19 protein-coding genes and 2 pseudogenes are annotated in these 16545 nt (G+C 69.9%); 9 read left to right on the forward strand and 12 right to left on the reverse strand.

Annotation, left to right across the window (positions count from 1 at the left end; all coding sequences use genetic code 11):
* Window positions 1–5 precede the first annotated feature (5 nt).
* Together ACFWBN_RS14585 and ACFWBN_RS14590 are read left to right on the forward strand one after the other, a co-directional pair.
* Window positions 6–643, forward strand: a pseudogene (locus tag ACFWBN_RS14585) (maleylpyruvate isomerase N-terminal domain-containing protein); the annotation flags it as partial.
* 111 nt (window positions 644–754) lie between these two features.
* Entirely contained in the window at window positions 755–1189 is a 435-nt protein-coding gene (locus ACFWBN_RS14590) for a hypothetical protein (protein ID WP_385176099.1), read from the forward strand.
* 107 nt (window positions 1190–1296) lie between these two features.
* Here the strand turns inward: ACFWBN_RS14590 and ACFWBN_RS14595 are convergent.
* From ACFWBN_RS14595 to ACFWBN_RS14625, 7 genes and pseudogenes are all read right to left on the reverse strand, one after another.
* Window positions 1297–1865: pseudogene (locus ACFWBN_RS14595) on the reverse strand (IS5 family transposase); the annotation flags it as partial.
* Entirely contained in the window at window positions 1829–2620 is a 792-nt protein-coding gene (locus ACFWBN_RS14600) for an ABC transporter permease (protein WP_385176102.1), read from the reverse strand. The pseudogene ACFWBN_RS14595 and the gene ACFWBN_RS14600, both read right to left, overlap by 37 nt.
* A complete protein-coding gene (locus ACFWBN_RS14605; protein ID WP_385176105.1) occupies window positions 2617–3615 on the reverse strand; it encodes an ATP-binding cassette domain-containing protein in 999 nt (332 codons plus the stop codon). The genes ACFWBN_RS14600 and ACFWBN_RS14605 overlap by 4 nt, the downstream gene beginning before the upstream one ends.
* A gap of 87 nt (window positions 3616–3702) precedes the next feature.
* The gene (locus tag ACFWBN_RS14610; protein ID WP_385176108.1) at window positions 3703–4548 is read right to left on the reverse strand and encodes a DUF4097 domain-containing protein; all 846 of its coding nucleotides are present in this window, start codon (window positions 4546–4548) and stop codon (window positions 3703–3705) included.
* 88 nt (window positions 4549–4636) lie between these two features.
* Entirely contained in the window at window positions 4637–5158 is a 522-nt protein-coding gene (locus ACFWBN_RS14615) for a hypothetical protein (protein WP_385176111.1), read from the reverse strand.
* Between the two features lie 241 nt (window positions 5159–5399).
* Window positions 5400–5747: a hypothetical protein gene (locus ACFWBN_RS14620; RefSeq protein WP_385176114.1), complete on the reverse strand. Its 348-nt coding sequence runs from the start codon at window positions 5745–5747 to the stop codon at window positions 5400–5402.
* Window positions 5748–5849: 102 nt separating this feature from the next.
* A complete protein-coding gene (locus ACFWBN_RS14625; RefSeq protein WP_385176117.1) occupies window positions 5850–6908 on the reverse strand; it encodes an MBL fold metallo-hydrolase in 1059 nt (352 codons plus the stop codon).
* 377 nt (window positions 6909–7285) lie between these two features.
* Here ACFWBN_RS14625 and ACFWBN_RS14630 point away from each other — a divergent pair, with 377 nt between their 5' ends.
* The 5 genes from ACFWBN_RS14630 to ACFWBN_RS14650 all read left to right on the forward strand — a co-directional run bounded on the left by ACFWBN_RS14630 (window position 7286) and on the right by ACFWBN_RS14650 (window position 11466).
* A complete protein-coding gene (locus tag ACFWBN_RS14630) occupies window positions 7286–7474 on the forward strand; it encodes a hypothetical protein (RefSeq protein WP_385176120.1) in 189 nt (62 codons plus the stop codon).
* A 212-nt stretch (window positions 7475–7686) separates the two neighbouring features.
* Complete coding sequence (locus tag ACFWBN_RS14635; protein WP_385176122.1) at window positions 7687–8361, forward strand: hypothetical protein; 675 nt, start codon at window positions 7687–7689, stop codon at window positions 8359–8361.
* A gap of 64 nt (window positions 8362–8425) precedes the next feature.
* The gene (locus ACFWBN_RS14640) at window positions 8426–8926 is read left to right on the forward strand and encodes a hypothetical protein (RefSeq protein ID WP_385176125.1); all 501 of its coding nucleotides are present in this window, start codon (window positions 8426–8428) and stop codon (window positions 8924–8926) included.
* An 11-nt stretch (window positions 8927–8937) separates the two neighbouring features.
* Window positions 8938–9252 carry a hypothetical protein gene (locus ACFWBN_RS14645; RefSeq protein ID WP_385176128.1) on the forward strand — a complete coding sequence of 105 codons (315 nt, stop codon included), beginning with the start codon at window positions 8938–8940 and terminating at the stop codon, window positions 9250–9252.
* 171 nt (window positions 9253–9423) lie between these two features.
* Complete coding sequence (locus tag ACFWBN_RS14650) at window positions 9424–11466, forward strand: serine/threonine-protein kinase (RefSeq protein ID WP_385176131.1); 2043 nt, start codon at window positions 9424–9426, stop codon at window positions 11464–11466.
* 94 nt (window positions 11467–11560) lie between these two features.
* On the opposite strand, the gene ACFWBN_RS14655 is transcribed toward ACFWBN_RS14650, so the two are convergent.
* From ACFWBN_RS14655 to ACFWBN_RS14665, 3 genes are all read right to left on the reverse strand, one after another.
* On the reverse strand, window positions 11561–11938 hold the full coding sequence (locus ACFWBN_RS14655; RefSeq protein ID WP_385176133.1) for a VOC family protein: 378 nt from the start codon (window positions 11936–11938) through the stop codon (window positions 11561–11563).
* 65 nt (window positions 11939–12003) lie between these two features.
* A complete protein-coding gene (locus tag ACFWBN_RS14660; RefSeq protein WP_385176137.1) occupies window positions 12004–12468 on the reverse strand; it encodes a DUF5990 family protein in 465 nt (154 codons plus the stop codon).
* 37 nt (window positions 12469–12505) lie between these two features.
* Entirely contained in the window at window positions 12506–13480 is a 975-nt protein-coding gene (locus ACFWBN_RS14665) for an alkylmercury lyase family protein (protein ID WP_385176140.1), read from the reverse strand.
* Window positions 13481–13560: 80 nt separating this feature from the next.
* On the opposite strand from ACFWBN_RS14665, the gene ACFWBN_RS14670 reads away from it, so the two are divergent.
* Window positions 13561–13995 (forward strand): heavy metal-responsive transcriptional regulator, encoded by a 435-nt coding sequence (locus ACFWBN_RS14670; RefSeq protein ID WP_385176143.1) that lies wholly within the window; start codon window positions 13561–13563, stop codon window positions 13993–13995.
* Window positions 13996–14027: 32 nt separating this feature from the next.
* Here the strand turns inward: ACFWBN_RS14670 and ACFWBN_RS14675 are convergent, their stop codons facing one another.
* Together ACFWBN_RS14675 and ACFWBN_RS14680 are read right to left on the reverse strand one after the other, a co-directional pair.
* A complete protein-coding gene (locus ACFWBN_RS14675; protein ID WP_385176146.1) occupies window positions 14028–14432 on the reverse strand; it encodes a hypothetical protein in 405 nt (134 codons plus the stop codon).
* 184 nt (window positions 14433–14616) lie between these two features.
* Window positions 14617–15147, reverse strand: a complete 531-nt coding sequence (locus ACFWBN_RS14680; RefSeq protein WP_385176149.1) for an AAA family ATPase — start codon at window positions 15145–15147, stop codon at window positions 14617–14619.
* 263 nt (window positions 15148–15410) lie between these two features.
* Here ACFWBN_RS14680 and ACFWBN_RS14685 point away from each other — a divergent pair, with 263 nt between their 5' ends.
* The gene (locus ACFWBN_RS14685; protein ID WP_385176152.1) at window positions 15411–16142 is read left to right on the forward strand and encodes a hypothetical protein; all 732 of its coding nucleotides are present in this window, start codon (window positions 15411–15413) and stop codon (window positions 16140–16142) included.
* Window positions 16143–16545: the final 403 nt, after the last annotated feature.

Below are 16545 nucleotides of genomic sequence, written 5' to 3' on the forward strand. Positions count from 1 at the left end.
TCGACCGCTCCTGGGCCGCCACCATCGCCGCAGGGCCTGACGCCGACACCAAGTCCGCAGCGGAGGGCGCCCCGGCCGCGCCTCGGGAGCGCGAGCCCTGTCGGCCTGGTTGGCCGCATTGACGCAGGAGCTGCTGGACGCACTGCGGGAAGTCGGCCCGGATCGCGGTTGCTGGACGTGGTGGGGTGGGTCGCAGTCGCCGCGGACCTGCGGTGCCGTCGCCGGGCACCAGCTCCAGGAGATCGCGGTGCACACCTACGACGCCCAGGTCACCGTGGGCGCCCCGCAGCCGCTGCCGGACGAGGTGGCGCTCGACGGTGTCGAGGACTTCCTGTCCACTTGCGTCGCGACGACGAGCGCCTGGCCGCACAAGCCCACCGCCTTCGACTTCCACGCCACCGAGGGCCGCTCCTGGCGCCTCACGGTCGACGGCAACGGCGCACGCTGCACCCGTCTCCCCGCGACCGGCACGACGCCCGGCACCGCTGCCGACGAGGGCCCGGAAGAGGCCGGCGCCTCCGTCCGCGGCACGGCCAGTGAACTGGTCCTCTTCGTGTACGACCGCATCCCGGCGGACTCCCTGCGCATCGACGGAGACGCGGGTCTGCTCGACCTGCTCCGCGCCTGGGAGCCGGAGGAGTAGGACGTGGACGGGGCGGCGTACGCCGACGCGGTGTCGGAGTACGCCGCCCTCGGGCGGGACTAGGACTTGCCCGGTCGATCATGGCTGTGGGCAGTCGGGCATGATGCCCGGGTGAGCATCGTGGTGAAGTTCTTCGTGGCACCAGACGACACGTCAGCGGGTCTGGCCCTCCAGACTGGGCCGGGACGAGCGTTCGAGTCTCTCTCCTTCGGCAACTTCGATCCCGAGGAGGCCGTGATCGAGTGGGAATGCCTTCTGGCCGGCGGCAGCTTCGAGGAACTCGTCGAAGCCGGTGAGCCTCGCATCGTCGCCGGCCAGGACGATGACGGGTGCGTCGTCTTCGCGATCTCGCCTCGCTTGTCCGCTGCACTCGCGGGCGCCGGGCACTCGAGGTTGCGTGACGTCGCTGCCTCGTGGGCCCAGCTGCGCGCGGAGGATGGCCAGGTCATCGACACTGAGATCGCCGACACGATCGTGAGTGATCTGGCTGCTCTCGTCAGTAGCGCCCTGCGCCAAAACCAGGGCGTCTACTGCTGGCTCGCGTAGGAGTTCATGTGCGAAGCCAGATCGTGACGGCCGCAGCGGTGGCAGTGCCGAGAAGGACATGGCCGCGCTTGTCGTAGCGAGTGGTGACCGCTCGGGACTGCTTCAATCGGTGTGACGATCAGGGACAGCGGGCGGCAGCGGCCGTCCGCGCTCAGGTGGAGCTTGCTGGTGAACCCTCCCCGCGAGCGGCCCGGACCCTTGCCTCCCGCACCACCTCCACCAGGCGGGCGACCAGGCTCTGCCACGGGGTCGCGCCCTGGTGTTCCATCCCTTCGGCCCCTTTTGATCCCGGGGCCGGAGGCGGGGCGGTGCGGGTGCCGGCCGCTTGCTGATGCGCGCGGACGATGGAGGAGTCGACCGAGATCTCCCAGTCGATCTCGCCTGCGGCGTCGGCCGCGGCCTGGACCTGCTGGAGCAGACGTTCCCAGGTACCGTCGGCCGACCACAGGCGGTGGCGTTCGCAGACGGTCTTCCACGGACCGAACCTCTCGGGCAGATCACGCCACTGCACCCCGGTTCGCACCCGGTGCAGAATCCCGTCGATCACCTGCCGGTGATCCCGCCACCTGCCACAACGCCCGTTGCTGACGGGCAGGAACGGCCGAAGCCGTTCCCACTCGGCATCACTCAGATCACCGGCTACTTGGGATCGCGGTTGAAACTCGCCTTCGACCAGGAGTAGCCGAGCGCGCAGAGGGCCAGGCACCAGGCGACCGCGAGCCACCCGTTGTGGCCGATCTCGCTGCCGAGCAGCAGCCCGCGCAGGGTCTCGATGGCCGGGGTGAAGGGCTGGTACTCGGCGATCGGCTGGAACCAGCCCGGCATCGCGTCGACCGGGACGAAGGCGCTCGAAATGAGCGGGAGGACGATCATCGGCAGAGCGTTGTTGCTGGCCGCCTCGGCGTTCGGGCTGACCATGCCCATCCCGACGGCGATCCAGGTGAGTGCCAGGGCGACGAGCGAGAGCAGGCCGAACGCGGCCAGCCACTCCAGGGCCGTGGCGTCCGTGGACCGGAAACCGATGGCCACGGCCACGGCACCCACGAGCACCACGCTCAGGATCGACTGCAGCACGCTGCCGATGACGTGCCCGATGAGCACCGACCCTCGGTGGATCGCCATGGTGCGGAAGCGGGCGATGATGCCCTCGGTCATGTCGGTGGAGACGGACACCGCGGTTCCGACCACGGTGCCGCCGATGGTCATCAGCAGGATGCCCGGGACCACGTAGGCGATGTACTCGGAGCGATCGGCGCCGCCGCCCCCAATTCCCGCGCTCATCACGTCGCCGAAGACGTAGACGAAGAGCAGCAACAGGATGATCGGCGTGAGCAGCAGGTTCAGGGTGAGGGACGGGTAGCGCCGGGCGTGCAGCAGGTTGCGGCGCAGCATCGTGGACGAGTCGCGCAGGGCGAGGGAGAGGGAGCTCATCGGAGGTCCTCCTTGCGCTGGTCGGTGCCGCCGGTCAGGGCGAAGAACACGTCGTCGAGGTCGGGGGTGTGCACGGTCAGCTCGTCTGCCTCGATGCCGATTGAGTCCAGCCGGTCGAGAATGGAGCGGAGCTCGCGCTGGGTGCCGTCGCTGGGGATCTGCAGCGCGAGAGAGTCCTCGTCCCGGGTGACCTCGCGCAGTGCGGAGGCGGCGCTCTGGTAGGCGGCCGGGTCGGAGAAGCGGAGCCGGACGTGCCCGCCGGGGATCAGCCGCTTGAGTTCTTCGGCGGTGCCCTGGGCGGCGATCTTGCCGTCGTTGAGTACGGCGATGCGGTCGGCGAGCTGGTCGGCCTCCTCCAGGTACTGGGTGGTGAGGAAGACGGTGACGCCGTCGGAGACCAGCTCGCGGATGATCTGCCACATGTTGTGGCGGGAGCGCGGGTCCAGGCCGGTGGTGGGCTCGTCGAGGAAGATGATCCGCGGGTTGCCCACCAGGGTCATCGCGATGTCCAGGCGGCGCTTCATGCCGCCTGAGTAGGTGGAGGCGGGCTTCTTCGCGGCCTCGACCAGGTCGAACCGTTCCAGCAGCTCGGCTGCGACCCGCCGCCCCTCGCGCTTGGACAGGTGGTGCAGGTCCGCCATCAGGAGCATGTTCTCCTCGCCGGTGATCAGGCCGTCCACGGCGGAGAACTGCCCGGTGACACCGATCGCGGCGCGGACCGCCTGCGGGTCGGTGGCGAGGTCGTGGCCCGCGACTTCGGCCTGGCCGCCGTCGGCGGCGATGAGCGTGGAGAGGATCTTGACGACGGTGGTCTTGCCGGCACCGTTCGGCCCGAGCAGTGCGAACACGGACCCGGCCGGGATGTGCAGATCGATGCCGTCGAGCACGGTCTTGTCGCCGTACGACTTGCGCAGACCGAGGGTGGAGACGGCGGTAGCGGGCGACGGCGGCAGGCCGCCAGTTCGCCTTGGCGTGGGCATGACAGAAGAAGGCATGGAGCCCTCCGTTCGGAGGCTGAGGGGCTGAGGAGTTGAGCGAAGGGGCGAGGGGCGGGGGGCGAGTTCGCGGGGGCCGGTTTTCGGTCAGGCCTGGGCGCGACGCACGTCGATGTTGCCGTAACGGGTCCGGGCGCGGACCTCGACGGTCTCCTCGGTCGTCTCCGGTGCCTCGGAGGCGGTGAGTGTGTTGCGTACCTGCCCGTGGTTGGAGTTGACGTCGAGCCAGGCGGCAGTGCCCTCGCGGATGCCGACCTCGATGGAGCCGTAGGACGTCTCCAACTGGACGGTGCCGCGAACGACTTCGGCGACGCGCAGGGTGCCATGGGCGGTGGTGGCGGCGACCGAGCCCTCGGCGCGCGTGATGTCGATGTCGCCGTTGGAGCCGCTCACCCGCAGGTTGCCGGTCGCGGCGCCGACGGTCGTGGTGCCGTGCGAGTTCTTCAGGACTGCGGGGCCGTCGACGGTGCCGACGCGCAGGCTGCCGGAGCTGGTGCTGATCTCGGCCGAGCCCTCGATCCGGTCGACGGTGATCGAGCCGTGGGAGGCGGTCAGTTGGAGCGGCCCGGTCGTGTTGAGGCGGACGTCACCGGACGAGGTCTTCACGTGGACCTCGCCGAGCCGGCCTTCGCCGAGCACCTGGGCCCAGGCGCCGGTCATGTCGACGCGCGAGCCCGTGGGCAGTTCGACCGTCACGTCCACGGTGCCGGTGCGCCCGAAGAGGTAGCGCTGCTTGGGAGTCCTGACCGTCAGGACGCCGCCCGCGTACGTGACCTCGGTCTGGTCGGCCGACCGCACGTCCTGGTCCCGCTTCGGGTCGCGGGGCCGTACCTCGACGACCGTGTCGAGACGGTCGCCCGCGGTGAACCGGATGGAACCGGCGTCCACGTGGGCGGTGGCCGAAATCGGTTCGGGAGTGTCGAAAGAAGGCATGGCTGTACCGTCCTCATGAGTCCTGGGGTCGTCCCCGCTGGTGGGACGTGGTGTGGGTGAAACGAGGCGGGCGCGGGAGCGGGCGCGGCTAGCGCACCCAGCCCGTGAAGCTCTGTCCGATGGTGCGGGCCCTCTCCGGCGCACGCGGCGTGCCACCGCCTTCGACCGCGGCCGACACGGCCCGGACCAGCCACGCGTTGACCGACAGGCCCTCGCGGCTCGCGGCCTCCTCGGCCCGCGCCTTGAGGTGGGCCGGCAGGCGCAGATTGACGCGGGCGGTGCCGCCCTCGTCGCCCTCGGCGGGCGCCGGTGCCTTGAGCGGTTCAACGGGCGCGACCGGCTCCGCAAGGCCGCTGCCGCCGTCGGTCGGCGGCAGCGTCACCACGAAGTCGGGGTCGACCCCGCGCAGCCGTACGTCGACCGAGCCGGGGGCGAGCTCGCGGGTGATCTCGTCCATCGCGGCGGAGAGAACATTGAGCATGGTCAGACGGGTCGCCGACTCCAGCGGAGCGGTGAGCCGATCGGCCAGCTCGCGGGCTTCTTCCCCGCCGGCTTCGGCGGCCACCGCTAGTTCGCGGCGGAGGGTGTCGACATAGGGGGTCAGATCCATGACGCCATAATGGCATCAGCGTGGCACCGCCTGCAAGGCTGATGGCGTCGCATGTGGCGTCAATCTGAGGGTGACCGCTCTGACCTGCGAGAATGTGAAATACTCGATCTGAGTCACTGTGGCGCCATGCCCGCCACTGCGCCTTCTGGGGCGCGTAATGGCGCCGGATGGCACCGGACGGTGCCACTCTGTGCCATGGGTTGCAGGGATGCCGTCCGGCAGTGAGGCGCTGGCCGGCAAGCTACGTGAGGTTCACCGTGAGTCTGCCGTCAGGGGTGAGCGTGAAGGTGACGTCCTCAGGGACGGTGGTCTCGGTGGCTGTTGCCCCGTACGCGTTGAGGAACACCTGCTGTGATTTGCCCAGTCGTACGTCCGCCTCCGCCGCGTTGACCCAGCGGTTGACGCGGATCCTCGCGACCCAGCCCTGGATGTGCTCGATCCGCCACCCTCCCCAACTGCTCTGGGGGAGGTTCTGTGCGTCGTAGCCCTGGCTGAGGTGGATGCCCAGGAACACGAGCAGGGCGATGGCCGTGGTGAAGCTGACGGACGCGACGGCTATTCTGCCGCGGCGGCTCGAAACGAGGGGCATGGATGGTCCTCGGTCGGCGACGGAGTGAACGCGGGCGCTTGAGCCTAACGGGTCCCACCACAGATCTGACGCTGCTGATGGTGTGCGTCGGTGCGTCGGTCCTCAGCGTCCGTGCCGAGCCGGCGCGAGGTCTTGGAGCGTGGGTCGGGACCAGGGCGCGTCGACGCCGTCGGACTCCGGGCGCAGTCCGAGCTCGCGGAGCTGGTTGACGGCCATCATGGCGGTGAACATCGGATTCGGGTTGGCGCCGCCGACCCCCAGTTCGGCGATGGCCTGCGCGTAGCGGGTGGTGAACTCGCCGGGCCGAACCTGCCTGCTCTCCCCGGCCAGCCCGAGCGCCGCCGCCTGCAGGGCGGTGGCCTGCTCCAGCAGCCCGTCCAGGTAGGACACGACCTCGGCGCCACGGCGCACGGCGAAGGTGTGCCCGTCCGTGAGGAGTTCGGCTTCTCCCTCCTCGAAGAGGAGAGCGACGGCGCCGAGAGCGGTCTGGATCTTCAGCTGGTCGGCGTCAGCCATCGCACCGCAGGCCCCGTTGCCCTCGTCGGACAGGTGAAGGACGCCGCAGTCCCGCAGGTGCACGATCACGTGCCCGGCGCAGTGGCCCTGGCTGCGCAGCACGCGGACCGCGCCGTCGGCGAAGGTCCAGCCGGTGAAGCGAAGCGAGCCGATCCGAATCCGTTCCAGCGGTCGCTCCTCGTAGGTCCGGGTCGTCGCGCCGAAGGGTCGCATCGGCTGGAAGAGCGACATCAGCTTGCCGGCCAATGCGGGCGGCGCGGGCAGGGCCGTCACCCAGGCGATGCGCTCGAAGGACCGCACCCAGTACGACGCCGGGTCCCGCATCTGGTCGAGGTCAAGGGCGGGTACGTAGTGCTCGACCGGCACGCCCAGCTCGTCGACCAGGTCGTTGTTGCCGACGTGGTCGAGATGGCCGTGCGTGGTCAGCACCAGTGCCCGCGAGAAGGGCCCGACCCGGTCGATCGCCGCCCGCAGCGCCGCGCGGAAGGCCGCCGTGACGCCGGTGTCGACAAGCACCAGGGTGTCGCCGACCCGGTGTACGAGGGCGTTGGCGACGTCCGGTTGATCGTGCTCGACATCCAGCTCCTGCCCGAGGACCAGCACGGTCCTGTCGTCGATCTCGATCAGATCACCGAGCGCGGTCATGGATCCTCCCGCGGTCTCGTCGCGGTCCGGCTCGCCCCGGAGCCCTGCCGCCCACCTCAACGTGTCGACCACCAGTCCCCTCCGACGAGCGTACGCCGCACCGGGCGCGGTGTCCCCGGGAAGGTGGTCACCGTGGTTCGACGCCGTGGCAGCGGCTTCGCCGCCCGTGCACGGCTACCACCACGGGCGAAACGAGGCCCTGAACGAGGTCGTCTCAGCTGTCTTCCCGGCGTACCAGTGCGAGTTCCGCGGAGGAGCCTGGAGGAGGCGGTTCTGCGGTTCAAACGCACGCTGCGGCCGACGATCGTCTCCCGGCCTCCGGTTCCGTACCTGCGGATGCGATACGAGAACACCCGGACCGGACCAATGGCGGCAGCGTGGGCCCGTCCCGTGGGCTCACCACACACGACGTGCCGCCGCGGGAGCTCGTGCTCCTCGAAGGCGCTCCGCGGAGCTTCGTGGAGTTCGAGAACGAAGTCGGCGACAACCGCATCAGGGGCGACCAGGACATGCACGTCGAAGCCCTGGCCACCGCCGTCGAGAACGCAGAGATCACGAGCTACTGACGGCCTGCCGGGCGGGCGTTGATGTGCACGCCCGGAGATCCGCGGCGCCGTCGGCCAACCCCCTCCCAGGGTGTGAGACGGCCCTTCAGGTGTCGCCCATACCTGGTTAGCATCCACCGCCCGCTTACCGAAGGTAATGGCCGTGGGCGCACCGCTCACAATCCCCGCCCGGCCCCGGGCCAGCCCTACGCACACCACCGAGGAACACCCCCGTGACCATCCCCGAACCGCCCGCCTACCAGCCCACCGTGGTCGCGCCCCCCAGACGCCGCCGCCCCCGCGCCCGCACCATCGCCATCGCGGTCTGCACGGGCCTGGCCATAGCAGCCGTCGCAGCAGCCGCCACCGGAGCCTTCGACAGCCCAGACCCCGCCGAAGCCGCAGCCTCCGCCGACTACAAAGACGGCTACGACACCGGCAAGAACATCTACGACAGCGCCGCAGGCATCGTCGCCCCCAACCTGCTCTGCGCAGACGCCTACACAGGTGAGGGCTACAACGAAGACTGGATGAAGGGCTGCCAGGAAGGCATCGCAGGCGCTAAGGCCACCGGCCCCGAAAAGCGCGCCAAGCCCGGAGGCAAGAGCCCCGTCACCGGCAGGATCGTCGACTGCGTACCGGCCGGGAACTACACCTCCAAGACCTCCCCGAACGGCATGATGCGCCGCCTCATGTCCTCGATCCGGCTGACGAACCCCTCCTCCGGCTCCGTCACCTTCCACATCCGCGTCGACGGCGCCTCCATCGACAGTCAGAAGACCAAGAAGCCCGAACCCCTCACCCTCGCAGCAGGCGCATCCAAGACGGTCACCTACCTCGCCCCCGAGGAGAACTCCACCCTCGGCTCCTGCATGGCCATGGTCGTCACCACCGAAACCGCGCACTGACGGGAAGGGCAGCCCGACAATCCGTCCCGCCCACGCGGGGATAGACCGAAGGATCGATCACCTCATGTCCGACCAGCCCGACAGCCTCGCAGCAGGCGAGACCGCTCTTCCACCCATGCCGGTGAAGCCGCCCCAGCACGACCCCGCGATCACCCCACCCCCGGGCTACGGCTACCCGCCCCCGTACGGCACCCAAATAGCGGCGCCGCCGACGCCCGCGCCCCGCAACCGCCGGCTCGTACCGGCCGCCGCCGGACTCCTCGCCGGAGCGATCCTCGGCAGCGGCATCACTTACCTCGCCACCGCCCCCGAGGACACGCCCCAGCCCAAGGAGCCCGGCGTCTTCACCCTCACCGGCACCATGACCGCCCGAGGCGAGAAGAGCTCCATCGGCAGGGTCTCCTCCCGGGAGAACGGCTGCTCCGGGACCGGCGGATACCAAGACATGCGCTCGGGAACCACCGTCACCGTGTACGACGCCCAGGGAACCGTTGTTCACCGCCATCCCCGCCGATCCGCCGTCCGTCCACGGCAGCACGGGCCAAGAAGCCGCCTTCCCCCTTGAAGGAGACCCCTGTGAAGCGCACCGCCATGGCCGCTGCCCTCGTACTCCCTGCCCTGCTCCTCACGGGCTGCGGAGCAGGTGACGGACCACCGCCGCTGGCCGACCAGCAGGGCAAGAGCTTCGTCGATGCCTCCATGGCAGCCAAGTCGGCGGGATACGAACTCCGCCTCGACACCGGCGCAGGGAGCCGCAAGCACAGCTCCTTGGACTACCTCACCGCAAGGAACCCAACCCGTGGACCGTCTGCTGGCACACCACCGAGCGAACAGAGGGAGACGCTCCTCGGACTGCTACCCCTACTGGGAGCAGTACGAGAAGTGGCGTGAGAACAAAGGGTCCTGAGGACCAGCAAACCCAAGCGCCCGTCCTCTGAGACGGCCACGCACGCCCGGCGATCCGCAGATAACATCCGCCGCCGGACACGGGGCTGGGCGGGCGTACCCGCAATGCGACCCGCCCAGCCCCGTTCTGCCCAATCACATGAAGGAAAGGCTCCCTTGAGCAGCATCAGCTCTGGTGGGCGGGTTCACCCTGCCCGTCCTGGTGACCCGAAGAAGATCGGCCCCTACCGGGTCATCGGGCGTCTCGGCTCCGGCGGTATGGGCACCGTCCACGCCGCTCTCGACCCGCAGGGCGTCAGGGTCGCGGTGAAGGTCATCCACGCCGCGCAGGCGCAGGATGCGGAGTTCCGGGCCCGGTTCCGCCGTGAGGTTCAGCTGTCGGCCCGGGTGTCCGGCCCGTGCCTGATCCCGCTGCTGGCCGCCGACCCGGAGGCCGAAGCCCCGTGGCTGGCCACCGAGTACGCGCCCGGCCCGACTCTGAACCAGCACCTGACCGCCTATGGGCCGCCTACAGGCGGCTCCCTGTACGCGCTGGCCACTGGTACTGCGCAGGCGCTGGCCGCGATCCACCAGGCTGGTGTGGTGCACCGGGACGTGAAGCCGCAGAACGTGATCCTGTCCCCGGCTGGGCCCCGCGTCCTGGACTTTGGCATCGCCCACGCCGCGGACGGCACGAGCGTTACCCGGACCGGCGTGATGACCGGCACCCCGGGCTGGATCAGCCCCGAGCAGTACCGCACCGGCACGGCGGGGCCGGCCGGGGACGTGTTCGCCTGGGGTGCGCTCATCGCCTATGCGGCCACAGGCCGTCTCCCGTTCGGCACCGGAGCCCCGGACGTGGTCGCCTTCCGGGTCATGTCGGGCGAGGCCGACCTGGACGGCATACCCGACGAGCTGCGCCGCATCGTGGAGCAGGCCCTGACCAAGGAGCCCGAGGACCGGCCCACAGCCGAGGAAGCGGCCGAGCAGTGCGCCCTCCTCCTCTCCGCTCAGGCCACGCAGGCCATAGCGCAGGGCGGCGCGCCCACGATGGTCGGTGACCTCATCGCAGCCGAGTGGGACATGCCCAGTCTGGACGACCCGACCTGGCACGCCCCGCCCAGGTCCCTGAAGCGGGTCGTGGTCGGGGTCGCGGTGGCTGCGGCCGTCGCGGGTGGGCTGACCGGCGGCATCGCAGCACTCGACACGGGTGAGGACGGTCGCAGCCGGCGCGGCAACGCTCAGGGCAACTCCGCGACGCCGTCGAACACAACGAACACAACGAACACGACGACGCAGCCGGACCCGCTGATGAGCGCAGCCGACAAGTCGCGTCAGGACACGGCGAAGACCGATTCGGGGGAGGCGAGCCTGGCCACGTGGAAGGAATCCCGGCGGGCCAAGGGCGAGCAGGAAAACGAAGTGGAACGCGGCCTCCAGCACGACCTCGGATACGGGCAGGGAGGCCCCGACGGGGTTCTTCCCACCTCGGCCGCCCAGCCCGTGGTCACGTTCCACGAGAAGCGGAGGGAGGTGTACGTCGAGGTGACCGTCCGCAACAAGGCCGAGATCATGAACAGCTACCAGGTGAGCGAACTCGCCAAGATGACCTGCATCTCCATGCGCCAGTTCAAGGGAGGCTGGGAAGGAGCGCGCGCCATGTATACGAACCTGGGCTACGACAAGATCATCCTCATCGACACCACCGACCCGGCCAAGCCGAGCATCCTGTGGGACGACAACTTCGTCACCAACTCGAACTGCGCCACCACCCACAACGACCGGCCCGCAAACGCGGGCGCGGGGGACGGGCAGGCGACAGGGTGGAAGCCCGACCTGGCCGGGTTCTCCGCCGCCCAGATCCCCTCCACCGACCGTGACGAGGTCCGCGTCGCCACCGACGTCCTCAAGGCCGTCACCGCCGAGTGGAACACGCTCAACACCGGCGCCGAAAAGCAGCTCGGCAACGACAACACCAGCGTCGGACTCGACCCGCACAACAGAGTCATGTACGTGTGGGCGGAAAAGCCCCAGTGGGACGACAACACCCAGACCAACTGGGGCCGCATGGCCGCACAGAAGACATGCGTGCAAGTCACCGCCGAAGCGAAGACCTGGGCAAACTGGCCCTACACCCGGTACGCGATCCTCATCGACAACGGAAACACGGTCCCCACCTGGCTCCGCTGGGGCAGCATCGGAGACTGCACCAAGGCTTGACGACTCCGGCACCTGCGAGGCGCAGCCCACCGGATGCCCGGTCTCGCCGTCCGCACACCGCGGGCCCTGCCGCGACTGGAACCGTGACCTGTCCTCAGTGACGGACCAGGCAGAACGGATGCCCTGCGGGATCGGCATAGATACGCCAGCTCCGTCTCTCGGAACCGCCGTCCAATACGGTCGCCCCCATGGCCAGCACCTGTTCCTGGGCTTGGTCCAGGTCCGCAACGCCGAAGTCCATGTGGAACTGCTGGGGACGGGCGGGGTCCGGCCACAGAGGCGGCCGATAGTCCACTGACCGCTGGAAGGCGAACACGAGACCGGAGGACGTGTGCAACGTCGCCCAGCCGTCGCCGACTGCCCACCGCCGATCCTGCTGATTGACGGTCCCGCCGAGCAGCGATCGGTAGAACTCGGCGAGTCCCGCCGGATCCGAGCAGTCCAGCACTACACATTGCAGATCAGCGATCATGCACGGATCCTAGGTGGCCGTCAGCGGGACCTGCCCCTCGGTATCCAAGATCGCCCGGACAAGTCCTAAGTGGCGGGTCTCCAGGTGATGGTCGGGGGTACGACCCGTGCGCACAGGGGAGCGCCGCACGCGTCGGTCAGGCCGAGGCGGCCCACCAGCAGGCCGCTGCGTACGGCGGCATCGAGCACGGGGACGGGCACGGCGTCGAGCATGAGCTTGGCGCGGCGAAACATGGTGAAGGAAGCCGTGTCATCGATGGTGCCCCACGACAGGTAGATGAACCGGCTCCCCGGACGGCCTTGCACGTAGGGGCCCTTCACGTCGATGCCGGTCGGTGAGCCGCTCGTGGTGCACTCCAGGGTCCAGGTTGCGGAGGCCGCGTCGCCGGGCTGCGGGTCGAGGAGCTCGGCGGGGCGGTCGCGGCGCTGTACGGCGACGTGGATGTTGCGGTAGGCAGCCCCGTCGTCGGCCTGTCCCTCGGGCGGGCAGGTAAGGCCGGGCAGGTCGACAGCGTCAATGCGGATGCGCATGCCGGTCATTGTCCTCGTCTGTGTCTGTGTCTGCGGCTCAGACCGGCTCCGATGCTGTCAGCAGGGAGCCGAAGATGGAGCGTCCCAGGGCTTCGGCCTGGGCGTGGTCGACGGGCGTGCCCGTGTGGTCGGGGTTCTGTTGGGCCCAGGTGTGCGCGGTGCGGCGGCTGGTGAAGAAGTTCAGGGCTCCGCAGGCGATGTCGGCCGCGGCCCCGGGACCGGAGCGTTGGCCGATGTGGACGACGGCGCTGGACGGCTGCCAGGTCATGTGCCCGGCGGTGGAGGTGACGGTGATGGTCTCGCCGGTGACCGGGTCGGCGGAGGTGATCACGGCGTCGGTGCCGAGCATGTCGGGGATGCCCAGCGCGTCGACCGCGCACATGGCCCACACTTCGATGCCGTCGGCGAGCCGGACGCGGTGGCAGGTGGGTACGGCGGAGAACGGGTAGGCGGCCCGGATGCGGCCGTGATCGTCGAGGGTGAGGAAGTCCTCGGCCGCCAGATCGGCCAGGACCTCGGCGGCGGCACGGCCGTGTACGGCGGCCGCGGCCTGCAGTTCGGTCGGCGAGGGTGCGCCTGCGCCACCCGCGAAGTGGCGGAGTACCGCTTGCTGGACGGCGCGCAGCCCGCCGGCCACGGGTGCGAGACGCCCCCGGCCGCCGCGGCCGGCGGCATCCGTCGGCGGACACGCGCAGTCCTTGGCGGTGTCCGCCGCAATCAGCGCGCGCCGCAGATCGGCGACGCTCGGCGCGCCCTCGACCCGGCCGTCCGGCCCCCGGTACAGGCGGCAGGACAGGGACGCGGACGCGGGTGCACCGGGGACGGCGAAGGGGTCCACACCGTCGATCAGCACGGTAGGCGAACCGGTCATTCCGAGCAGGACAGCCTGCTCCTCATCGGCGACCTCGACCCGTTCCACCTTCGCGCCGCGGTCACGGCCCGCGCGGGCGATCCGTTCCTCGATCACGGGGGCATGGGGGCAGTCCGGCACCGCCAGCACGGTGATCCGCATGAGCGTCCTCCCAGCTCAGAACCTTTGTGACGACCGTAGACCTTCCAGTGCACTGGAAGGTCAAGGCGTAGCCTGGGAGCATGCTCATCGGTGACCTCGCGACAGCCAGTGGGCTGACCGCCAAGACCATCCGCTTCTACGAGCAGGCCGGTCTGCTGCCCGCGCCGCCGCGCACCCCCGGCGGCTACCGCGACTACCCGGAGCAGACCCCGGCCCGACTCGCCTTCATCCGCGACGCCCAGGGCGCAGGGCTCACTCTGGCCGAGATCCGCTCCGTCCTCGCCCTGCGCGACGGCGGCCAGGCGCCCTGCGAGCACGTCACCGCGCTGATCGACCAGCGCCTCGCCGACATCGAGCGACGCCTGGCCGAGCTGGCCACGACGCGCGAGGCGCTGCGCGGACTCGCCCGACGAGCCGCCCAGGTCGACCCGGCCTCGTGCAGCGAGGACGACATCTGCACGATCCTCGCAACGCCGGCGCACCGCCCCGACGGCGGGATGCCATTCCGAGCATGAGGGGCGGTGCGCGGCGCCCTAGGCCAGAACGCTCAGGTCTGGCACTGCTTCGTGGCTGCGGGAGACCAGCCGCTCCAGGCAGCGCCGTCGGCTCGCGCATGTACCCGGATTTCGACCTTCACGGGGCCGCAGACTCGCGTCGAACTCCCCACTTCGACAGGGCCGATGGCCTCGCCGGCCCGGACGTAGGCGCGACCGTTGCCTAGTTTCTCCCAGTGACCCCCATCGACGACGCGGAAGAACGCCTCGTAGGAGACGTTGAGCCCTTTCGCTCCAGTGTTGCGCGCCTTGATGTACGCCGTGATCTCTCGACTGGGGAATTCGCCGACGGATCCCCGCTGGGCACTGATGCAGCCGTTGATGGCCACACGGCCGGTCGATGTGCCTCCGCCACAGGCGATTGCTGCGGCGTGAGCGTTGGCCGGGATCGTCAGCATGGTCAGCGCGGCTGCGCCAAGGAGCGTTCCCGTACGCCTCAAATGCACTGTGGCAGTCCCTTCTTCGAGCCCGTTTCCTCAGAAGAGACCTTGGCTTGCCTTGGTGCGCGACGTGCAGTATCTGATCAAGATTTCGCCCAGACGGGTGCAGATTTCCGCGGAGGACGACGGTCAGGCGACACACTCATCCAGCTTCATCGAGTGTTCGCAGCCACTCGTGGGCACGCTGAGGAGAGCGGAAGCGGATGACGTGGAGCGGCGCGAAGCGGGGATCCTGAGTGCGGAGTTCGATCTCCGCTCGCCGCCCCGCGTGCTGGGACCAGGCCCACCAGGCAGGGTGGTCGCTCCTGAACCAGCCGGACAGGGTCTCCACGTTGCCGCCGAAGATCCGCTCGCGCAGCACGGTCCGGCGCAACGACCTGCGCAGGATGCGGGGCATGACGACGGCTTTCGAATAGTCGAGCCAGACCACCGTGTCGGCGTGCTGCCACATCACATCGCGGACTTCCGGGTACCCGAAGGAGTCGAAGATCCACCCCGGGGTGGCGGCGATCGCGGCCACCTGCTCCCGCAGATCGGGGTTGGTCGCCCAGTCCGGCCCGACGAAGTTCAGGGCGTCCATCTCATGGAACGGCAGCCGAAGCCGTCCGGCGAGAGCCCGCGCCATGGTGGTCTTCCCGGCCCCGCTGATGCCGGCGACAAGGATGCGCTTCACCTGGGAAGAGTAGGGCAGCAGAGCGGCGGGTGGCGGGGGAGCCCTCTCCCGAGGGGACCCGTGGGAACAAGTGCAGACGATCAGCACCGACGGGCCGTACGTTGTGCGCATCACCGTCACCTGACGGTCGGCGCACACGGGCGGCGGCGAGGCCCGCCTGGGCTGCGCGGCCGGGGAACACAGCCCGGCTGTCGGGCTTTGGAACGTCGAGGGGAGCGATCTCGTTGCACACATCGCACCACCCGAGCGATGAGGAGGGCTTGATGAGCACGGCCGACGAGGGACGGCAGTGGCCGGACGAGGTCAGTGTCGACAACGCGAGGACGACGCTGTTGCAGCTCCTCGCGCGGGCGGGGGTCCCTTCCGGTGATGCGCGGGAACTGATCGGGCTCGTAGAGGCGGGTGCACTGGCTCTCGCGCACAAGGAGCTGAGCGGCGGCGTCCGGAGCGCGCCGGGGGACAAGGGCGAGGCGTACGGGGCGGGCTGGCTCGACGGTGCGGGGGCCGTTCTGGGGGAGCTCGGCGCCGTAGCCGAGCGGACCCTGGCACAGGTCGTGGGGGCGGACGGGCACCCGGGCCCGGCGGGGGAGCGTCCGCGGGCCGGGCGCATGGAGGTGGAGCGGGCGCTGGTGGCGCTCACACCTCTGTACTTGTCGTACACATCGGTCTCGGAGCTGGATCCGGAGGTGACCGACGAGGTGCTCGCGGCGGTCCTCGGCACGATGAGCCTCCGGCAGCGGGCCGGGTACGCCGGGCGGCTGACGGACTTCGCCGAGGCGCACCGGGCCCGGCTGGAGCGACTGTTCGCGGCGTTCGGACCGGGCAGCGCCATCGCCGTGCACGGCCGCTATTCGCTCGTCCACTCCGCTACGAGCATCGCCGTGCTGGAGCGGCTCGACGCCGCGCCGCAGGAGCTGGGGGAGGAGTGGGACGCCGCAGAGCTGCCGCCCGCGTGGCTGGACGGGCTCACGACGGCCTGGAACGCCATGGCCTGACCGCCGTCTCCGGAGCGGTCACCGCTGCCACGGCCCGGCCGGCCGCGGCTCCTCGTGCACGGCCGGCACGACACCGTGGGCTCCTCCGGCCTCCCGGCGTGCGGCGCCCCAGGAATGCAGCCTTCGGCCCCGCCTATATCCGTTGATTCTTAGCTAATTCGGACATCCGGTTGGGCCTCTCGAAGGGGTACGGATGGTCACATTCGGTGAGATTCGGGCGCTCCGCCGGTGACCCGCCCCACAGGACCCAGGTCACATACGAACCGGGATCGTAGCCCTTAAAGGTCCCGTATGCACCCTTCCATACGGGCTCTCACCTGCACGGACGGCCATCCGGGCCCCGGGGGGCCGTTCCGCCCCGGCTGCGAGGACCACTAGTAAGCGGGGTCGTTGCCAGGGGGTC

It is taken from the genome of Streptomyces sp. NPDC059989, assembly GCF_042736975.1.
Classification (GTDB): Bacteria; Actinomycetota; Actinomycetes; order Streptomycetales; family Streptomycetaceae; genus Streptomyces.

What these genes read in the sequence shown, in the direction of transcription:
- ACFWBN_RS14600 (WP_385176102.1), bottom strand. Translation starts at nt 2,620, where the DNA reads ATGAGCTCCCTCTCCCTCGCCCTGCGCGACTCGTCCACGATGCTGCGC.
- ACFWBN_RS14605 (WP_385176105.1), bottom strand. Translation starts at nt 3,615, where the DNA reads ATGCCTTCTTCTGTCATGCCCACGCCAAGGCGAACTGGCGGCCTGCCG.
- ACFWBN_RS14610 (WP_385176108.1), bottom strand. Translation starts at nt 4,548, where the DNA reads ATGCCTTCTTTCGACACTCCCGAACCGATTTCGGCCACCGCCCACGTG.
- ACFWBN_RS14615 (WP_385176111.1), bottom strand. Translation starts at nt 5,158, where the DNA reads ATGGATCTGACCCCCTATGTCGACACCCTCCGCCGCGAACTAGCGGTG.
- ACFWBN_RS14620 (WP_385176114.1), bottom strand. Translation starts at nt 5,747, where the DNA reads ATGCCCCTCGTTTCGAGCCGCCGCGGCAGAATAGCCGTCGCGTCCGTC.
- ACFWBN_RS14625 (WP_385176117.1), bottom strand. Translation starts at nt 6,908, where the DNA reads ATGACCGCGCTCGGTGATCTGATCGAGATCGACGACAGGACCGTGCTG.
- ACFWBN_RS14640 (WP_385176125.1), top strand. Translation starts at nt 8,426, where the DNA reads ATGTCCGACCAGCCCGACAGCCTCGCAGCAGGCGAGACCGCTCTTCCA.
- ACFWBN_RS14655 (WP_385176133.1), bottom strand. Translation starts at nt 11,938, where the DNA reads ATGATCGCTGATCTGCAATGTGTAGTGCTGGACTGCTCGGATCCGGCG.
- ACFWBN_RS14660 (WP_385176137.1), bottom strand. Translation starts at nt 12,468, where the DNA reads ATGCGCATCCGCATTGACGCTGTCGACCTGCCCGGCCTTACCTGCCCG.
- ACFWBN_RS14665 (WP_385176140.1), bottom strand. Translation starts at nt 13,480, where the DNA reads ATGCGGATCACCGTGCTGGCGGTGCCGGACTGCCCCCATGCCCCCGTG.
- ACFWBN_RS14670 (WP_385176143.1), top strand. Translation starts at nt 13,561, where the DNA reads ATGCTCATCGGTGACCTCGCGACAGCCAGTGGGCTGACCGCCAAGACC.
- ACFWBN_RS14675 (WP_385176146.1), bottom strand. Translation starts at nt 14,432, where the DNA reads ATGCTGACGATCCCGGCCAACGCTCACGCCGCAGCAATCGCCTGTGGC.
- ACFWBN_RS14685 (WP_385176152.1), top strand. Translation starts at nt 15,411, where the DNA reads ATGAGCACGGCCGACGAGGGACGGCAGTGGCCGGACGAGGTCAGTGTC.